14 protein-coding genes, 1 pseudogene and 1 riboswitch are annotated in these 17,656 nt (G+C 54.7%); of the genes and pseudogenes, 10 read left to right on the top strand and 5 right to left on the bottom strand.

Annotation, left to right across the window (positions count from 1 at the left end; translation table 11 throughout):
• Positions 1-72: 72 nt before the first annotated feature.
• From DES37_RS25965 to DES37_RS22115, 3 genes and pseudogenes are all read right to left on the bottom strand, one after another.
• Positions 73-681, bottom strand: a pseudogene (locus tag DES37_RS25965) (MBL fold metallo-hydrolase); the annotation flags it as partial.
• A 429-nt stretch (positions 682-1,110) separates the two neighbouring features.
• On the bottom strand, positions 1,111-2,127 hold the full coding sequence (locus DES37_RS22125; RefSeq protein WP_110027935.1) for an ABC transporter substrate-binding protein: 1,017 nt from the start codon (positions 2,125-2,127) through the stop codon (positions 1,111-1,113).
• A gap of 246 nt (positions 2,128-2,373) precedes the next feature.
• Positions 2,374-3,228 (bottom strand): helix-turn-helix transcriptional regulator, encoded by an 855-nt coding sequence (locus tag DES37_RS22115; protein WP_110027918.1) that lies wholly within the window; start codon positions 3,226-3,228, stop codon positions 2,374-2,376.
• A gap of 107 nt (positions 3,229-3,335) precedes the next feature.
• Here DES37_RS22115 and DES37_RS22110 point away from each other — a divergent pair, with 107 nt between their 5' ends.
• From DES37_RS22110 to DES37_RS22100, 3 genes are all read left to right on the top strand, one after another.
• Positions 3,336-4,778, top strand: a complete 1,443-nt coding sequence (locus DES37_RS22110; protein WP_170123810.1) for an MFS transporter — start codon at positions 3,336-3,338, stop codon at positions 4,776-4,778.
• A gap of 176 nt (positions 4,779-4,954) precedes the next feature.
• Positions 4,955-5,266, top strand: coding sequence for a type II toxin-antitoxin system HigB family toxin (locus DES37_RS22105; RefSeq protein ID WP_110027916.1), 312 nt, complete (start codon positions 4,955-4,957; stop codon positions 5,264-5,266).
• On the top strand, positions 5,263-5,682 hold the full coding sequence (locus tag DES37_RS22100) for a helix-turn-helix domain-containing protein (protein WP_036110482.1): 420 nt from the start codon (positions 5,263-5,265) through the stop codon (positions 5,680-5,682). Before DES37_RS22105 ends, DES37_RS22100 begins: the two co-directional genes overlap by 4 nt.
• Positions 5,683-5,758: 76 nt before the next feature.
• Here DES37_RS22100 and DES37_RS22095 read toward each other — a convergent pair whose 3' ends face one another.
• Both DES37_RS22095 and DES37_RS22090 read right to left on the bottom strand, forming a co-directional pair.
• Positions 5,759-7,033 carry an MFS transporter gene (locus DES37_RS22095; RefSeq protein WP_110027915.1) on the bottom strand — a complete coding sequence of 425 codons (1,275 nt, stop codon included), beginning with the start codon at positions 7,031-7,033 and terminating at the stop codon, positions 5,759-5,761.
• Complete coding sequence (locus DES37_RS22090) at positions 7,030-8,454, bottom strand: M20 family metallopeptidase (RefSeq protein ID WP_110027914.1); 1,425 nt, start codon at positions 8,452-8,454, stop codon at positions 7,030-7,032. Before DES37_RS22090 ends, DES37_RS22095 begins: the two co-directional genes overlap by 4 nt.
• 170 nt (positions 8,455-8,624) lie before the next feature.
• Here DES37_RS22090 and DES37_RS22085 point away from each other — a divergent pair, with 170 nt between their 5' ends.
• The 7 genes from DES37_RS22085 to uca all read left to right on the top strand — a co-directional run bounded on the left by DES37_RS22085 (position 8,625) and on the right by uca (position 17,634).
• Positions 8,625-9,560 (top strand): LysR family transcriptional regulator, encoded by a 936-nt coding sequence (locus DES37_RS22085; RefSeq protein ID WP_110027913.1) that lies wholly within the window; start codon positions 8,625-8,627, stop codon positions 9,558-9,560.
• A 203-nt stretch (positions 9,561-9,763) separates the two neighbouring features.
• A riboswitch (guanidine-I (ykkC/yxkD leader) is annotated at positions 9,764-9,858 on the top strand.
• A 60-nt stretch (positions 9,859-9,918) separates the two neighbouring features.
• On the top strand, positions 9,919-10,974 hold the full coding sequence (locus DES37_RS22080; RefSeq protein WP_036110490.1) for a putative urea ABC transporter substrate-binding protein: 1,056 nt from the start codon (positions 9,919-9,921) through the stop codon (positions 10,972-10,974).
• Between the two features lie 14 nt (positions 10,975-10,988).
• Positions 10,989-11,801 (top strand): ABC transporter permease, encoded by an 813-nt coding sequence (locus DES37_RS22075; RefSeq protein ID WP_110027912.1) that lies wholly within the window; start codon positions 10,989-10,991, stop codon positions 11,799-11,801.
• Between the two features lie 24 nt (positions 11,802-11,825).
• Positions 11,826-12,599: an ATP-binding cassette domain-containing protein gene (locus tag DES37_RS22070; protein WP_036110514.1), complete on the top strand. Its 774-nt coding sequence runs from the start codon at positions 11,826-11,828 to the stop codon at positions 12,597-12,599.
• Positions 12,600-12,620: 21 nt separating this feature from the next.
• Positions 12,621-13,334, top strand: a complete 714-nt coding sequence (locus DES37_RS22065; RefSeq protein ID WP_245930159.1) for an urea amidolyase associated protein UAAP1 — start codon at positions 12,621-12,623, stop codon at positions 13,332-13,334.
• 2 nt (positions 13,335-13,336) lie between these two features.
• Positions 13,337-13,972 carry an urea amidolyase associated protein UAAP2 gene (locus tag DES37_RS22060; protein ID WP_110027910.1) on the top strand — a complete coding sequence of 212 codons (636 nt, stop codon included), beginning with the start codon at positions 13,337-13,339 and terminating at the stop codon, positions 13,970-13,972.
• An 80-nt stretch (positions 13,973-14,052) separates the two neighbouring features.
• Positions 14,053-17,634 carry an urea carboxylase gene (gene uca, locus DES37_RS22055; RefSeq protein ID WP_110027909.1) on the top strand — a complete coding sequence of 1,194 codons (3,582 nt, stop codon included), beginning with the start codon at positions 14,053-14,055 and terminating at the stop codon, positions 17,632-17,634.
• Positions 17,635-17,656: the final 22 nt, after the last annotated feature.

The raw sequence follows: 17,656 nt of genomic DNA, 5'->3' as shown, positions 1-17,656 counted from the left end.
GGCAGAAATACGCTCCAGTGGTTCATACCAGGCATGGTGCGCCAGCTTAAACTTACTATTGTGAGATGGCAGCAACGCTGTACTGTGCAAATCAGATGCTGCCCGTGCCGTTTGTTCCGGTGTCATATGAATACGCGGCCAGTCGTCGTCGTATTGCCCGCACTCCAGCACGCTGATATCAAACGCGCCCACCCGTTGGCTGATTTCCTGAAAATGCGGGCCATAACCACTATCGCCCCCAAAATAGAGGCGATGATGCGGCGTAATAATGGCAAATGACCCCCACAGGGTTGGGTTACGTTTAAATAAACGCCCGGAAAAATGTTGGCTGGGCAGAATATGCAGTGTTAAATCGCCCTGTTCAACGGTGCTAAACCACTCCCCTTGTGTAATAACGCTTTCAGGAAAACCCCATTTTCTAAAATAAGATCCCACGCCAGTCGGTGTTACTACATGGCGAATTTTGTCGCGTAGTTGGGAAACAGTAGGGTAATCCAGGTGATCCCAGTGATCATGAGTGATAAGCAGGTAATCAATCTCCGGGATATCAATGGCGTGGTAAACATTGCTGCCTTTAAAGGCCCGGTTGGTTCCCGGCACAGGAGATGCCTCATCACTGAACACCGGGTCAACCAAAAACCGCCGCCCGTCCACCTGGCAAAAATAGCTGGAATGCCCCATCCAGATAATCACGTTATCGGTACCAGGCAGCGCATGCAGGTCTACTTTAACCGAAGGCAATGCCTGCTGCGGTATGGCGTCTTTTGGTTTGTAAAACAAAAAACGGTACCAGATAGCCAGCACACCTCTGGAGCCACCCGAATTAACCGGCGCGGCCGCAACAGGGTTACTGAACTGGCCGTCACGGTACAGCACGCTTTCGCTTCCGGCATCACGCTCGGGTGCAACATACTGGGGCTGTTTTAGCCAGACAAACACACCAAATACAACGATTGCCACCACCAGCAAAACATACATAAGCCACCCACTTTAGCTGAGAAAAGAGAGGCGGCAGAAGCCCGGACAGCCACTGCCACCTTTCCATTTACTGGTGGCAATGTAACCACTTTCAAGCCTGAAAAGATGTAACAATCTGTGCGGGCTGGCGTGTTATTTCTCTGGCGGTTGTGCATGCAGAATGCGTTGTGCCTGCGCGGTTGTCAGTGTGTAGTCAAAGAAGCGCTGGTAAAAATCCTGCGTTATCTGAGCCATATTAGTGGCAGTAAATAACTCAGGATGCAGCTTGTGAGCAGCCCACTGGATTTGCAGTGCGCTTTCCGTGCCGTAACGGTCCCAGGGGAAAACCCCCGCCGGGTTTTGCCACACGCGCCCTTGTTTCACTGCATTTAACCCGGCAAACAGGCTGGCATAGCGTGAATGGGCAAAATCACCGCACCCCTGGCCAAGAATGATGACATCCGGTTGCCAGTACAACACCATTTCCGGCGAGACTTCTTTCATATTGCCCTTCACTTCCGCCGCCGCATTTCTCCCTCCTGCGAGGTGAATCCAGGTATCAATCAACGTACCGCTGCCATCCACCTTGAGTGGGTTAAGGGACTGTATATGCAGAACCCGCGGGCGTTGTGCATCAGTCAGTGTGGCAGTTTTGGCAGAAATGCTGGCAACCGTTTGGTGCAGGTAATTAACCCAGGCCTGCGCCCGGGCTCGTGCTGTGGCCGTACCAATAACATTAGCCGTGGTGGTTATTGAACGCGCCATCGACGGGTAATCGGTGAAGGCCATTTCCAGGGTAGGGATCCCCGCCTGGCGGTACCCGGCAACATCCGGGTTGCCTTTTGCCACAAACAGCACATCTGTATGGCGTGTCACCAGGCTTTCACTGTTAAAGGTAATGCCATGAACCTGCAATGCCTGGTTAAGTGCCGGGTCAATTTTAAACATCCACGGGTGGCTGTCGGGGTGATTTACCGTTGCCACGATTTCATTCCCAACGCCCAGTGTCATCAACATGGAGTGGTGGGCAAACCACCCATCCGCAATATGAGTAACGGTATCCGGTACTGTCACGGTATTACCGGCGTCATCCACCACCTGCCTGCTGGCGTGGGCTGCCCCGGCAAGCCAGGTGAGACACAAAAGAAAGACTGCTACCTGCTGTTTCATCACTTTATCCTGGAAATCATTTTGCATGGAAAGCACTGCTTCACGCAGAGCATTGGGGAAAAGTTGTTGCTGGAAGTGAAGGGAACAGCTTATTTTTGTATGACAAATATGCTCGCAGATTCGCTATATAAATCAATATATATCGCCTGGCAATTTGTGCTATTTAACTGCGAGAGGGGGAAAGTCAGACAAGTTAGAGACAGAAATGGAAGTGCTCCGGCGGATTAACGCCGGAGCAAAAGAGGCTCAGACAACTACCTGTGGGTGCGTCATGGCAGCCTGCAGGCGGGCTTTATCCATATCGTTTTCGGGCAGAAAGACCTGTAAATCACCAGAAATATTTCCGCTGGCATTCGCCCAGGATTGTTTCACCAGCCGCACCTGGCCTGCCCGGCAATGGCGGTAGTGGCGCACAATTTGTTCTTTTGCCTTAACCCGGTGGTTGGCCCACACTTCACGGAATATTGGCCCTGCGGCCATGAGTTGATCCAGGCGAAGCTGCCACTCTTCCTCACTCACTCTGCTGGCGAGTGCTGCGCGCACCCGCGCGGAAGCGTTGAGCATACAATTGGTCAGTTCCTCAGGTGAGCTGACATTCAGCCAGTGTTGCCACTGTGGGTTGTGCTCCAGCAGCCAGAACGTATTGCGCTGGTGCACAGGCAGCGCGTTCACATCGAACCCCACCATATATTCAAAAGCCTGGTTAACCTGCAGGATGTCGTAAAAGTCATTACAAAACAGTGCCGGAACCGGGTTGAGCGCTTCAAGCAAATTTTTACTGGCTACAGACAATTTGTTGCAGGTTTCAATACGCCCCACACCATCCTGGTAACCGGCCAGTTGCAGCAAATAGCGGGTTTCGCTGTCGTCACACCGCATCGCGCGCGCAATACCCAGCAATACCTGGCGGGAAACGCGCTCTGCTTTTCCTCGTTCCAGCTTGGCATACCAGACAGTGCTAATCTGGGCCAGCTCCGCCACATCTTCCCGGCGCAAACCGGGAGTACGGGACCGCAAAGCTTTACCTAACCCCACGCTTTCCGGGGCAATAGTGTTACGTTTCAGGCGGAGAAATTCGCCCAGCCGTTCCGGGTTTGTCATTGCAGGTTTTCCTGTAACAGATACTGCCAGTACACGTCTTAGTGGTTTCTGGTACACCTTTTATTAAGCGCTAATATAGCATGACCTGTTACTTTTCGGAGCACTTCATGAACCAAACGTCCCCGGGGCGCCACACATTGACCATGGCTGGTCTGCTGTTGTTGGTTGCGGGGCAATTGATGCCACAAATGGATTTTTCAATTGTTAACGTTGCGCTGGAATCAGTGAGTATTTCGCTGCATGCCAGTAAAACTCAGTTAGGCTTAATTGTTTCATTATATGGGCTGGCATTTGCTGTAAGCCTTGCGTTAAGTGGGCGGCTGGGCGACCGCTACGGGCGGCGGCGGCTCTTTATGCTGGGCATTGCGCTGTTTGCCATTGCATCGTTTTTTTGTGGGCTGGCAACCACCATTCACCAGCTAATTGTGGCCCGCATTGCTCAGGGTGTGGCTGCGGCACTGTTGATGCCACAAATTCTCGCCACTATTCACGTTTCACTTTCCGGTACCCGCCACTCGCAGGCAATTGGCATTTATGGCTCAGTTGGCGGGTTGTCATTTGTTATTGGCCAGGCGCTGGGTGGCTGGCTGGTGTCGGCAGATTTATTTGGCCTGTCATGGCGCGCCGTGTTCTATATTAATCTGCCTGTCTGCCTGGTGATTCTCTATTTCGCCCGCAAATTTATTCCAGAAACCCGACAAGACGGGCAAACCATATTTGACTGGTACGGCACCGCACTCCTGGCGCTGGTGATCACGCTGATTTTAACCGCCATCTCCTGGGGCCCGGAATGGCAATGGGGCTGGCCGGTTTGGCTATGTGCTGCGGCAGTCATCGCACTGTTACCGGGGCTGGTTCGGGTAGAAAAAAAACTGGCAGGTCTCGGCAAAACACCGCTGCTTCCACCAGCGCTATTGCAGCGCCGCACTTATCTGGCTGGCGTGAGCAGTTTAGTGCTCCAGGTGGCGTCTTATGGTGGTTTTATGTTTGTGGTTGCCCTGACACTGCAGTCGGGGTTTCAGTGGTCATCTGTTGAATCTGGTAATGCGTTTATTGCGCTGGGTGTTACGTACTTCATTACCTCGTTGTATGCCGACCGGGTGGCTAAATGGTTTGGGCGGCTGTCTTACTCTGGTCTGGTCATGTGTGCCAGCCTGATTAACCTGTCCGGTTACTGGTTGTTATTTGATCTGATTACAGCGCAGCAAGGGGCGCTAACCCCCTGGGACCTGATTGCGCCAATGGGAATTACGGGGATTGGCAACGCCTTTTCCGTTAACTGTTCGGTGCGTATTGGGTTAACCGACTTGCCAGCCCAGTTTGCCGGTGCCGGAAGTGCCCTGATGACCACCATGCAGCAAACCGCTATTGCTCTGGGTACAGCACTGGCGGGAGCGATGTATATTCAGCACCTCGCCAGTGATGATATTCACCAGTTAAGTGCGCTGAAAGCTGGCCTGCTGGTACTGGGATTCATGATGTTGCTGCAATTCGCGTTGCATGCCGCAAGTGTGGTTCGCCTGTTGCGGGCAGCACCGGCACGCACCTGAGCAGGGTTATCACCCGGGTTGTACTGCTCTGGCCGCAGCGCGCACGTAGCCGGTCAGAGCATCCAGCGCCTGTGAATAGAGATTCCGGCAATACTGGCTGTTCGTTCACATATTGTAAACCATCCAGCTTGGCGTTATAGTGTTTACATAATGTAAACGGATGGAACCAATGCAAGATGCACGTCATTTCAAAGGAGCCTTTCGAGGAGGCGGCAAAGCGGTACCCCAATGATTCGTTAGCCATACTGGCACTGTACCGCTTAGTGCGTGAAATAGATTTCTCTTCTCCGGCTGAGATGAGAACACTGATTCCAGGCCTGGACACTTTTAAGTACCGGAACAAATGGTGGGTTTTGGACGTGGGAGGCAACAACCTGCGGGTTGTCGCTTACATTAACTTTGTGAATAAACGCTTTTACGTCAAGCATATTACAACCCACGCTGAATACGACAAGTTGACCCGCTATTACAGGGAGAACAAAGAATGATAACCAACGCCGCAAAAGCCATTGAAGCGACCAGGCAACTCGTAGACGCAGTCCCTTTTCTGGGAAATAACGCTTCAGAGAGCGATTACCGGGAAGCACTGTCATTGGTAGATTATTTGATAGAGAACGATGATGAGAACCCGCTTATTGACTTCCTGGCGAGCAAAATAGCTGACTATGAGGATAACAGCGACCGTTTCGCCAGGTTCAATAAAGCCCAGGCTGAGATGCCGGTCGGCGTAGCGCTGCTGCGAACACTTATTGACCAGCACAAACTCACCTATTCAGACCTGAAAGAAGAGATCGGTTCAAAATCGCTGGTAAGCCAGATTTTATCCGGCCAGCGCTCTCTGACCATTACGCACATTAAAGCGTTATCCGCCCGCTTTGGCGTAAAACCTGAGTGGTTTCTTTAAACCGCATTTACATTAGGCCAACCGCTTTAATGCCAGGCAAGGCACCGGGAAACACCAGGTGCCTTGCCTGTTATTATCAGCGTTGTTTTTTCTGCGCCTGCCACAGAGCCAGCACACTCAGGAACACCGTTGCCATCAGGTAAAAACCGGGGGCAAAGTGAGAGCCAGTAGTGCGAATCAGCAGCGTACAAATGAACGGCGCAAACCCACCAAAGACCGTGACGGCAATGTTATAGCTTACCGCCATGCCGCTGGCCCGCGTGCTGATGGGGAAAATATCCGCCATCATTGAGGGAATCGTCGAGAAGTAGACCGATTTCAGCAGTGCCATCCATCCCACTAATAATATCAACGACCAGGCTGTGACATCCCGGCTCATTAACCAGAATGCCGGAAGAATGGTGAAGCCCAGAAGCCCCAATGCACTCCATAACAGGCGTACACGCCCAAAACGCTCGGCTGCCAGCCCGGCAATCGGCGTAACTACGGTGAGGATAATCCCGGCGACCAGTGTGGCGGTATACGCAGTTGACGCCGGCAGCCCCAAAGTGCGGGTTGCCCATGTTGGCACATAGTTGAGCATGTAGTTAATGGCGGTCGAGACCACCATCAGCCCAATAGCCACTGCGATAAGGCGTTTTTGCCTGCCAAAGAGCGCCCGCACCGGGTGTGCGCTTTTTTCTGCCTGGGCATAACGTTGCGGTTCATGCACATGGCGGCGAATGTATAACCCAATCGGGCCAATGATTAACCCAAATGCGAAAGGAATACGCCAGCCCCACGCCATAAGCTGGTCCGTGGACAGGCACTGAGCCAGACCCAAACCAAATGCCGAGGCCAGTAACGTGCTTGCGCCCTGGGTGGCAAACTGCCAGCTGGCAATAAACGCTTTGCGCTCCGGGAAGTGCTCAACCAGAAATGCCGTCGAACTGCCGAATTCACCACCGGCTGAAAAGCCCTGAATCAGCCGGGCGACCAAAATCAGCAGAGGTGCTGCCAGGCCAATGGTCTGGTAGCCGGGCATAAAAGTGATTATCGCCCCGCCCAGCATCATCAGGTTGATGGACAACAAAAGCGAGGCTTTGCGGCCATGTTTATCTGCATATGCACCCAGCACAATGGCCCCTAATGGGCGGATTAAGAACGCCACACCAAAGCTGCCGAATGTCAGTAACAATGACACTGACGGGTCGGTTACCGGGAAAAAAGCATGAGCAATGTAACTGGCAAAAAAGCCGTATACCGCAATGTCAAACCACTCCAGCGCATTACCAATACAGGTGGCAAATAAGGTTTTGTACAGGCTGGGGCGAACGCTAATAGTGCCGTTCTCACGGGCAATACTGGTCATCGCGCACCTCCGGCCTGGTACTGGCGGTGAGCATCGAGCAGAGCATTGCCGTTTTCGCCCAGTTCCCAAAACAGATGCGTCATAATCGCCAGGCCTTCACGGGCGACAGAAACCGGCAAATGTTCGTCTGGCGCATGCTGCCCACAAGCCGGGTAAGAGTGAGGAACCCACAAGGTGGGCAAACCGAGGATCCCGGCGAACACGTCGTTTGGCAGGGATCCGCCCAGGTTGGGCAATAACGCCGGTTTTTTCCCCGTGGTGTGTTCCATCGCACTCAGCGCCCAGTTCACCAGAGGGTCACAGGGGTCGAAGCGGGTTGCCGGGGTTCCCCGCACCTCACTGATTTCCACCATGGAAAAACCGCAGGCGTCCAGGTGAGCACGCACATGGGAGGCCAGATTTTCCCAGTCCGTTCCCACCACAAAGCGTAACTGGCAAACTGCAGTGGCCTGGCCGGGAATCGCGTTCATGGGTTGTGCCGGGTTCCCGGTCAGAAAAGCCAGCACTTCAAGAGTATTCCAGCCGAACAGTTTTTCTGCCGCGCTTAAACCGGGTTCGCCCCAGTTAGCGTCGGTCTGCGGGTCGCCCGGGTTTCCGGCTGGGGTAACATCCGCAAGAATGGCTTTCAGTGATTCGGTTAACGCCGGTGGTTTCAGGCCTGCAACCTGAATCGCCCCCTGGCCGTTCACCAGGCAGGAAATAGCATTAGCCAGTTGGGTGCCCGGGTTGCTGAGCAGCCCACCCCAGTTGCCAGAATGGTAGTCTTTCGCACGGGCGTTAATACTCAGACGAAAGTTGATACACCCGCGGGACCCTAAAAAAAGTGTCGGCCGTTCTGCGTTAAGGCGAGGGCCATCGGACGCGATAAACAAGTCGGCGTTAATGCGGTCTTTCAACTGACTGCACACTTGCGCCAGCCCCGGGGAGCTAATCTCTTCCCCCATTTCACACAACCACACGCAGTTAAAACCAAGGCGCCCTTCACGGGCACGCCACACCTGTTCCAGTGCAGCCAGGTTAACGCTGTGCTGGCCTTTGTTATCTGCACTCCCGCGCCCGTACCATTTACCGTCTTTTTCGACTAACTGCCAGGGCGACAACCCTTCACTCCACCGGGCATCATCACCAAAAACCACATCACCATGGCCATAACACATTACGCTGGGGAGTGACGGGTCTTCCTCGCGTACCGCCAGTAAAAATGGCCGGGCCGGGTTAACCGGGTTAGGGATGATTTCTGTAGTGAAGCCCATCTGCGTGAAAGCAGGAATAAAAGCGTCATCATAATAACGGCGCAGTTGCTCATCGCGGTCTGTTCGCTGGCTCTCACTGGCGATTGCCACACGCTCTGCCAGCAGTGCTTTGAAATGCCCGCTGTCGAACCAGTCCAGTGCCTGGTTAACCACCTGTTGTGTTTTCATGTTGTGTACCCTGTCCGGTATCAGCCCGCTGCATTTTGCGCGGGCCGTTGTTGTTGTCTTTTCGTTCTAAACCAGACCAGAGCGTTGCCACAATAATAATAATTGCAATTATGCGTTGCCTTTTTTATAACGCTAATATGCACACTTTTGGCGCACGGGCAGGAACCACGATGTTAAATAATGAGTTACGCTATTTTTTGGCTGTTGCCACCACAGGTTCATTGAGCCAGGCCAGCCAGCAACTGTATGTGGCGAGCTCGGCAATCAGCCGCCAGATCCACAAGCTGGAAAGCCGTATGGGCGTCACACTGTTTCAGCGCCATGCGCGGGGAATGGTCCTGACGGATGCCGGGCAAATACTGGCGAACCATGTACGCAAAAGCCTGCGCGATATGGATAACGCGGTGGCAGAAATTCAGGGCCTGAAAGCCGTGCGCAAGGCGCTGGTCCGCCTCGCCTGTACCGATGGCATGGCATTTGATTTATTTCCCGGGTTGATAGCCCGTTTTCGCCGCCACTACCCCAGTGTGAGTTTTGATTTACAGGTGGGCACAGCACAGGCCGTTGCCGAATGGGTGCGTAAAGGCACCTGTGACGCAGCATGCCAGTTCAGCCTGGCGCCAGAACGCGATGTGGATATTGTGACGACCTGGCCGGCACCGGTATTGTTGCTGTTACACCCGGGTCACCCCCTGGCGCAGCAGGACAAAATTGCCATCAGTGACTTACAGGATTACCCCGTAGCATTGCCAGAACCCGGCACGACCATTCGCCAACTGTTTGACCTTTCCTGCCGCCTGGCCGGAACATTTCTGGAACCGGCACTGAGCTGCAATAATTTCGCGACACTTTATGGTGCGACACGCCAGTTACCCGGTGCAGTAACGGTATGCAGCCATTTCAGTGTGTTGTGGCGTGCGAAACAAGATGGAATGGTGTTAAAACCCATCGACAGCCCCACATTAAGCCAGCGCACCCTGCAGTTACAAACCCCGGCAAGCCAGAACCGCTCAGCCGCCCTGAATCTGTTTTTAGAAGAGACGGTGGCAACACTTACTCAGGCACATCACAGCCATTTTCCTCCGGCAAGCCATGCCCCGAAATAACGCAGAATTGCGCCAGCTCAGTGCACCCGTTGCGGGCATTGCACCAAAATCACTCACAGAATACAGGGGAAATAATGCTCAAAGGCGAGTGTTATCCGGCTGTTTTTAAAGGTTTTTAAAAATATCAGCCAGACTGGCACCATTCTTGCCTTGCTAAACAGGCAGGGGTGACAAGCGGGTAACCGGTGTCGCCAGACAATCTGGAAATGGATCACTAGGGTTCCGGTCTTTTGACGCAGGTCCGAGAGTGATCGACCGCCCTCTGGCGGTTACACGGCGGGATAAAAGCCCGGGAGGATAAGCGACCATTACGCGCCGCCCTCCTGCTTTTATTTACTCCAACGTCAGAGGAAATTTCATGCTCACAGCCTGTAAACGCGCCCTGCTCCTGGTCACGCTCGCCCTGTTCACCACAGGCGCACTCGCCGCCACACCAACCTTCAAACTGTGCTGGTCCATTTACGCGGGCTGGATGCCGTGGGATTACGCTCAACAAAGCGGCATCCTGAAAAAATGGGCAGATAAATACCATATCAATATCAAATTCGTGCAGGTCAACGACTACATTGAATCTGTTAACCAGTACACCGCTGGCGGGTTTGATGGCTGCACCATGACCAATATGGATGCCCTGACTATTCCGGCCGCAGGCGGTGTGGACAGCACGGCACTGATTGTCGGGGATTACTCCAACGGTAACGATGGCATTCTGTCGAAAACGGCTAAATCCATTAAAGACCTGAAAGGCCAGGACATTAACCTGGTGCAGTTGTCGGTTTCCCATTACTTGCTGGCCCGTGCCCTGCAACAATCCGGCATGAGTGAAAAAGACATCAAAGTCGTGAACACTTCTGATGCCGATATCGTCTCTGCATTCACCACGCCAGAAGTTAAGTCTATTGTCACCTGGAACCCGTTACTGGCAGAAGCCGCCAAACAACCGGGTGCCAAATCTTTGTTCACCTCAGCCCAGATCCCGGGCGAAATTCTCGACTTGTTGGTGGTGAATTCTGCCACCCTGAAAAAACACCCTGAGCTGGGTAAAGCGCTGGTGGGAGCCTGGTTTGAAACGCTGAAAACCATGGAAGGCGACAGTGCCACGGCGAAAGCGGCTCGTACCCAAATGGCGACGGCTTCCGGTACTGATCTGGCCGGGTTTGATGCCCAACTGGCAGATACCTGGTTGTTCGACACACCGAAAAAAGCACTGGATTTCACCACCAGCCCGCAGTTGAAAACCACCATGCAAAAAGTGGCCGAGTTCTCTTTCGCCCACGGCCTGTTAGGCGATGCAGCGCCTTCTGCAGATGTGGTGGGTGTCGCGACACCGGCTGGCAACTGGGGTAACCCGGGCAACATCAAACTGCGCTTTGACGATGAATTTATTCGCATGGCTGCCAGTAACCAACTGTAACCCGGAGGTGCCCAATGCAAAAGATCATTAACTACCAACCCCAGCCGATGAATCGCCTGCTGCTGGGCACCCTGCCACTACTGGTGGTGCTGGTTGTCTACCTGGTCGCCTCTGATGCGCGCCTGGCCGCCAACAGCGCCGACAAGTTACTCCCCGGTTTTAATGCCATGGGTGACGCCATTATGCGCATGGCGTTTACCCCCAGCCCACGCACCGGGGAATACCTGTTATGGGCCGACACCAGCGCCAGCCTGGCTCGCCTGCTAAGGGGCACGGCGCTCAGCGCCCTGCTCGCGCTGGTCTTTGGGTTGTTCTGTGGCGCGCTGCCGGTGGTTCGTGCGTTTCTTTCACCGTTAATCACCGTGATTGCGCTGGTGCCACCGCTGGCAATTCTGCCCATTCTGTTTATTTGTTTCGGCCTGGGGGAGCTGGCAAAAGTCGTGCTGATTATTATCGGCATCACGCCGTTTATTGTGCGTGACCTGCAACTGCACGTGATGTCGATTCCTGAGGAACAGTTAGTGAAAGCCCAAACACTCGGCGGGCATTCCGGGCAGATTTTGTTGCGCGTGGTATTGCCGCAATTACTGCCACGGCTGATGGATTCTGTGCGCCTGTCACTGAGTTCAGCCTGGTTATTTTTGATTGCCGCAGAAGCCATTTCCGCAACAGACGGTTTGGGTTACCGCATCTTCCTGATGCGCCGTTATATGGCAATGGATGTGATTTTGCCTTATGTCGCCTGGATAACACTGCTGGCGTTTGCGCTCGACTTCGCCCTGCGCTTTATCAACCGCCGCTGTTTCCCCTGGTACTACGCAAAATAACCCCCGGCCACTTAAGGAACTGTTATGCCGTTAATTGAACTGAAAAACCTTGAGAAACACTACGACGGGCAGGTCGTGCTGGAACGGCTGAATGTCAGTGTTGATGAAGGTGAGTTTGTGTCCATTGTCGGGGCATCTGGTTGCGGTAAAACCACCTTTTTAAAAATGCTGTTGGGCACGGAATCCCCAAGCAAAGGCGAATTACTGCTGGCAGGGAAACCGCTGGCGAAAGAGCCGGATGCCAACCGTGGCGTGGTTTTTCAGCGCTACTCGGTATTCCCGCACCTGACCGTTCTGGGCAATGTCATGCTGGGGGAAGAATTCAGTGAATCCCGCTGGCTTGGCAAAGTCTTTGGCCGCCGCCGTGCTGCCATTCGTGAACGGGCGCGCAACATGCTCAACCAGGTTGGGTTACTGGCGGCACAAGACAAATACCCTCACCAGCTTTCTGGTGGGATGCAGCAACGCCTGGCTCTGGCACAGGCGCTTATCAAACAACCGCGTATTTTATTGCTTGATGAACCTTTTGGAGCGCTGGACCCGGGCATTCGGGCAGAAATGCACACGCTGATAAGCGAACTATGGACCCGGCATCAGCTCACTATTTTTATGATAACCCACGACCTTAAAGAGGGGTTCTCACTGGGTTCACGCCTGTGGGTGTTCGATAAAGTGCGCCACGACCCGCACGCTCCTGATGCCTTTGGCGCAAGCATTACTTACGACATCCCGCTGGATCGTTCTCCGGCGGGCTCTCCTGCTGCCGGGCCAGCTCCGCTGGTTAACCGTGCAGCCTGATACACCTGGATGGAGATAACCATGACAACCCTGAACTACCACACGGTTTTGCCTGCGGGCAGTCACTGGTCACTGGTGATGCGCCGTGGTACGGCGCTCACCCTGACCGACATTGACGGCGGGGCCAACGCAGCCGTGCTGTTTTACAACCCGGAGAACTTACTGGAGCGGTATAACGCGCCAGATACGCTGAAATGCCAGCATACGTTCCGCCTTGGCCGCGGCCACTGCCTCTATTCCGATATGGGGCGAATCTTCTGCGCCATAGAAGAAGACAGTTTTGGCTGGCACGACACAGTCTGCGGCAACAGCAACGCCGCCCTGGTTGCTGAGCGCTTCGGTGCGCTGAATTACCAGGCCGCACACAATGAACGCCACCAGAATGGCTACGACAGCTTCCTGGTTGAGCTGGCGAAATACGGCCTGGGGAAACGCGATATGGCCGCCAATATCAACTTTTTCACCCAGGTAACGGCGGGCGCAGACGGCACTTTACACCAGGGGCTGCACAGCAAGCCGGGTAGCGAAGTACGCCTGCGTTTTGCCATGGACACACTGGTACTGCTGCATACCTGCCCACACCCGTTGCATGCAGGCGGCGATTACCCGCGCGCTTCTCTGGGTATCACCCTTGATGGTGAGCGCAAACCACTGGCAGAGCACTGCCTGGTACGGGAAGAAAACCAGCGCGGCCTGCGCAATAACCAACTCTATTACCTGAGCGAAGGAGTCTGAACATGTTGCAAACCAGCCCACGAGTAACCAGCGATGCACTGTACCGCATGGCTGTACCGGCCGGTGATTACTGGCTGTACCGGATGGAATCCGGGCAAGTTTTACGGATTACGGACCTGGAAGGAAACCAGGCCGCCGACACCCTGTTTTTTAACGCCGATGACACTGCCGAACGCTACAGCGTAACCGACACACTGCGCGGCCAGGGGAACCTGTTTCTGACAACTGCCAGTGTGTTGCGCTCCAATGAAGACCGCCCGATGCTGACCATTGTTGCTGATACCTGCGGCCGCCATGACACCCTGGGTGGTGCCTGTGCTACCGAAAGTAACACCGTGCGTTACGACCTGGAAAAACGCCATATGCACGCCTGCCGTGATTCCTGGATGCTGGCAGTTGCCGAACACCCGGAATACGGGCTGACCCGGCGAGACATCACCCATAACATCAACTTTTTTATGAATGTCCCCGTTACTGAACAGGGTGACCTGACGTTTGCTGATGGCATTTCCGCACCCGGAAAATACGTTGAACTGGAAGCACACATGAATGTACTGGTGCTGATTTCCAACTGCCCACAACTTAACAACCCCTGCAACGGTTATCACCCCACTCCTGTTGAAGTCGCGGTCTGGTAAGGTTGGGCGCTGCGGGACGACCCGCAAGGACGCGCCAGGATTGAAGCAGGACGACCTGCATAGCCTGAGGCCAGTGATTTATGTTAACCCGAATTCTTATTGCCAACCGTGGCGCAATCGCGGTGCGAATTATCCGTACCCTGAAACAGATGGGTATTACCGCCATCGCGGTGTATGCCGAAGCAGATAAGCATGCAGGCCATGTACGCCTGGCCGATGAAGCCTGGTCGCTGGGTGATGGCAACGTCCGTGAAACTTACCTTAACCAGGAAAAGCTCTTTGCCATTATCCGTGAAAGTGGCGCTCAGGCGGTGCATCCGGGTTATGGTTTTTTAAGTGAAAATGCCGAATTTGTTGCCGCCTGCCGAGCCGCCGGTGTGCAGTTCCTTGGCCCCACTACGGAGCAAATGGCCGCCTTTGGCCTGAAACACCGGGCGCGTGAACTGGCGCAACAGCAGCAGGTTCCGCTGTTACCCGGCAGTGCATTGCTGACGAACTGTGACGCCGCACTCCAGTCAGCGCTGGAAATTGGCTACCCGGTTATGCTGAAAAGCACGGCTGGTGGTGGTGGTATCGGTATGCAGCGCTGCAATGACGCCAGTGAACTGCAGGCCGCCTTTGAACGGGTAAAACGCCTGGCAGGCAATAACTTTGCCGATGACGGCGTTTTCCTGGAGAAATTTATTGCCCGGGCGCGCCATATTGAAGTGCAGGTATTTGGCGATGGCCAGGGCAATGTACTGGCGCTGGGTGAGCGTGACTGTTCCGCACAACGGCGTAACCAGAAAGTTATTGAAGAAACCCCGGCGCCGCACCTGAGCGAACCAACACGCCAGGCACTCCAGCAGACCGCCATCCGCCTGTGCCAGGCCGTGAAATACCGCAGTGCCGGTACTGTAGAATATGTCTATGACGCTGAAGCAGACCGTTTCTATTTTCTGGAAGTGAACACCCGCCTGCAGGTAGAACATGGCGTGACTGAAATGGTGTTTGGCGTGGATATTGTGCGCTGGATGGTGGAACTGGCACAGGGAACACTCGTGCCATTAAGCAGCCTGAAAACCCAACCCCATGGTCATGCCATCCAGGTGCGCCTGTATGCCGAAAACCCGGCAAAAGATTACCAGCCCGTTGCCGGGTTATTAAGCGATGTCAGCTTCCCCACTTCGGTTTCTGGCGCAACGCTACGCATCGACCACGGGATTGCGACCGGCACCGAGGTTTCTCCGCTGTACGACCCTATGCTGGCAAAAGTCATTACCCATGCGCCAGACCGCGACACTGCGCTGAACGCGTTGAACACCGCCCTGGCGGATACCCGGTTATATGGCATTGAAACCAATCTGGCGTGGTTGCAGCATATTCTTCAGCAGCCTGCCGTGCGTGACGGGCGCATGCTGACTTCCACGCTGAGCCAAATCCACTGGCAACCCAACACGCTGGATGTACTAAGTGGCGGAACGCTGACCACGATTCAGGATATGCCGGGCCGGACAGGTTACTGGCATGTGGGCGTTCCCCCATCCGGCCCTTACGATTCACGTTCATTTCGCCTGGCAAATACCTTACTGGGGAATGCCCCGGATGCCGCCGGGCTGGAAATCACCCTACGCGGGCCGGTGCTGAAATTTAACCAGCCCTGCTCCGTTGTACTGACAGGGGCAACTCTCGATGCCACACTGGACGGCATCCCCGTGTTGATGGGTGAAGTAACCCGCGTCGGCCGTGGTCAAACCCTGAGCCTGGGGGCAATTAACGGCGCGGGTTGCCGCAGTTACCTGGCGGTTGCCGGTGGTCTGGATTGCCCGTATTACCTGGGTAGCCGCAGCACGTTTACCTTAGGCAAATTTGGCGGGCACGCCGGGCGGGCGCTCCGTACCGGAGATGTGCTGCACCTGGCCGCTCCCGAAGTGCGGAGTAACGCGACACCAACAGATATTGCCATGCCAGAACTCAGCAACAACTGGCAATTAAGGGTGATTTATGGCCCGCATGGCGCGCCCGAATTCTTTACCCCGGACGACATTGCCGCGTTTTTTGCCGCACGCTGGCAGGTGCACTATAACTCCAGCCGTACCGGTATTCGCCTGATTGGCCCGAAACCAAACTGGGCAAGGCCGGATGGCGGTGAAGCGGGTATGCACCCGTCAAACATTCATGACAATGCTTATGCTTTTGGCTCCGTCGATTTCACCGGTGATATGCCGGTTATCCTTGGCCCGGACGGCCCTTCATTAGGTGGGTTTGTCTGCCCGGCAACGGTTATCGATGCAGATTTATGGATGCTCGGGCAACTTAAAGCCGGGGACAGCGTGCAGTTTGTACCGGTGACATTGAGCACGGCAGATGCACTGAGCGGAATTGGCGCAATGCCCACCGGGCAAGAAACCAGCCCCGACGCACTGCCTTCCCCCATATTGCTGCAGGACCCGGCACGCGACGGTATGCCAGAATTAACCCTGCGGGCAGCAGGTGACCGCTTTTTACTGGTGGAATATGGTGAACAACGCCTGGACATTACCCTGCGTTTTCGTGTCCATGCCCTGATGCAGGAACTGGAAAATGCGCCACTTGCCGGGCAACTGGAGTTAACACCGGGTATTCGCTCATTGCAGATTCACTTCGACCCGCACCTGTTACCCCGCGACAGGCTGCTCAACGCCATTACAGCCGCAGACGCAAAACTGGGCGACCTGCGCGACGGGCGCGTGCCTTCGCGCACCCTGTGGTTACCTTTAAGCTGGAATGACGAAGCCTGCCAGAAAGCCATCGATCACTACACCCAGTCTGTTCGCCCTGGCGCGCCATGGTGCCCAAGCAATATTGAGTTTATCCGGCGCATCAATGGTCTGAAGCATATTGATGAGGTGAAAGACATTGTGTTCAACGCCCGTTACCTGGTAATGGGGCTGGGGGATGTGTATCTCGGTGCTCCGGTTGCCACCCCACTGGATCCACGCCACCGCCTGGTGACCACTAAATATAACCCTGCCCGCACCTGGACGGCGGAAAACTCGGTGGGTATCGGCGGCGCTTATATGTGTGTGTATGGCATGGAAGGCCCGGGGGGCTACCAGTTTGTCGGGCGTACTATTCAAATGTGGAACCGCGACCGGCAAACACGCGAGTTTACCCAACCCTGGCTGCTGCGCTTCTTTGACCAAATCCGTTTTTACCCGGTCAGCCACGATGAACTGATGCAGTTGCGCGAACGCTTCCCCTGGGGGGAAGTACCGCTGCGTATCGAAGAAGGGGAATTCAGCCTGGCGGAATACCAGCAATGGCTGGCAAGTGAAGCCCAGAGCATTGAAGACTTCCAGGCGGTACGCCAGGCCGCTTTCGATGACGAACTGGCTCGCTGGCGGGCTGACGGACAGTTCACCTATGTTGCCGAAGAAGCTCCAGCGATGGCAGACGATGATGCAATACCGGAGACCTGTTATGGCGTGGAGAGCCAGGTGGCAGGCAGTATCTGGCAGTGGATGGTTAGCGAAGGCGATAGCATTGAGCCGGGCCAGGTGATTGGCCTGCTGGAATCCATGAAGATGGAGATCCCGGTAGTTTCTCCGGTACAGGGTAAGGTTCGTAAAGTGCAGCGCCAGCAGGGCCAGCGGGTGGATGCCGGGCAATTACTTGCCATTATTGAACCTGAGGACTGTTAACTGGAAGGTGTTCCCGCCAGGC

This window comes from Mangrovibacter plantisponsor, assembly GCF_003182475.1.
GTDB classification, from domain to species: domain Bacteria; phylum Pseudomonadota; class Gammaproteobacteria; order Enterobacterales; family Enterobacteriaceae; genus Mangrovibacter; species Mangrovibacter plantisponsor.
The sequence above is the reverse complement of the archived record's forward strand: the minus strand, read 5'-3'. Positions and strand labels throughout refer to the sequence as shown.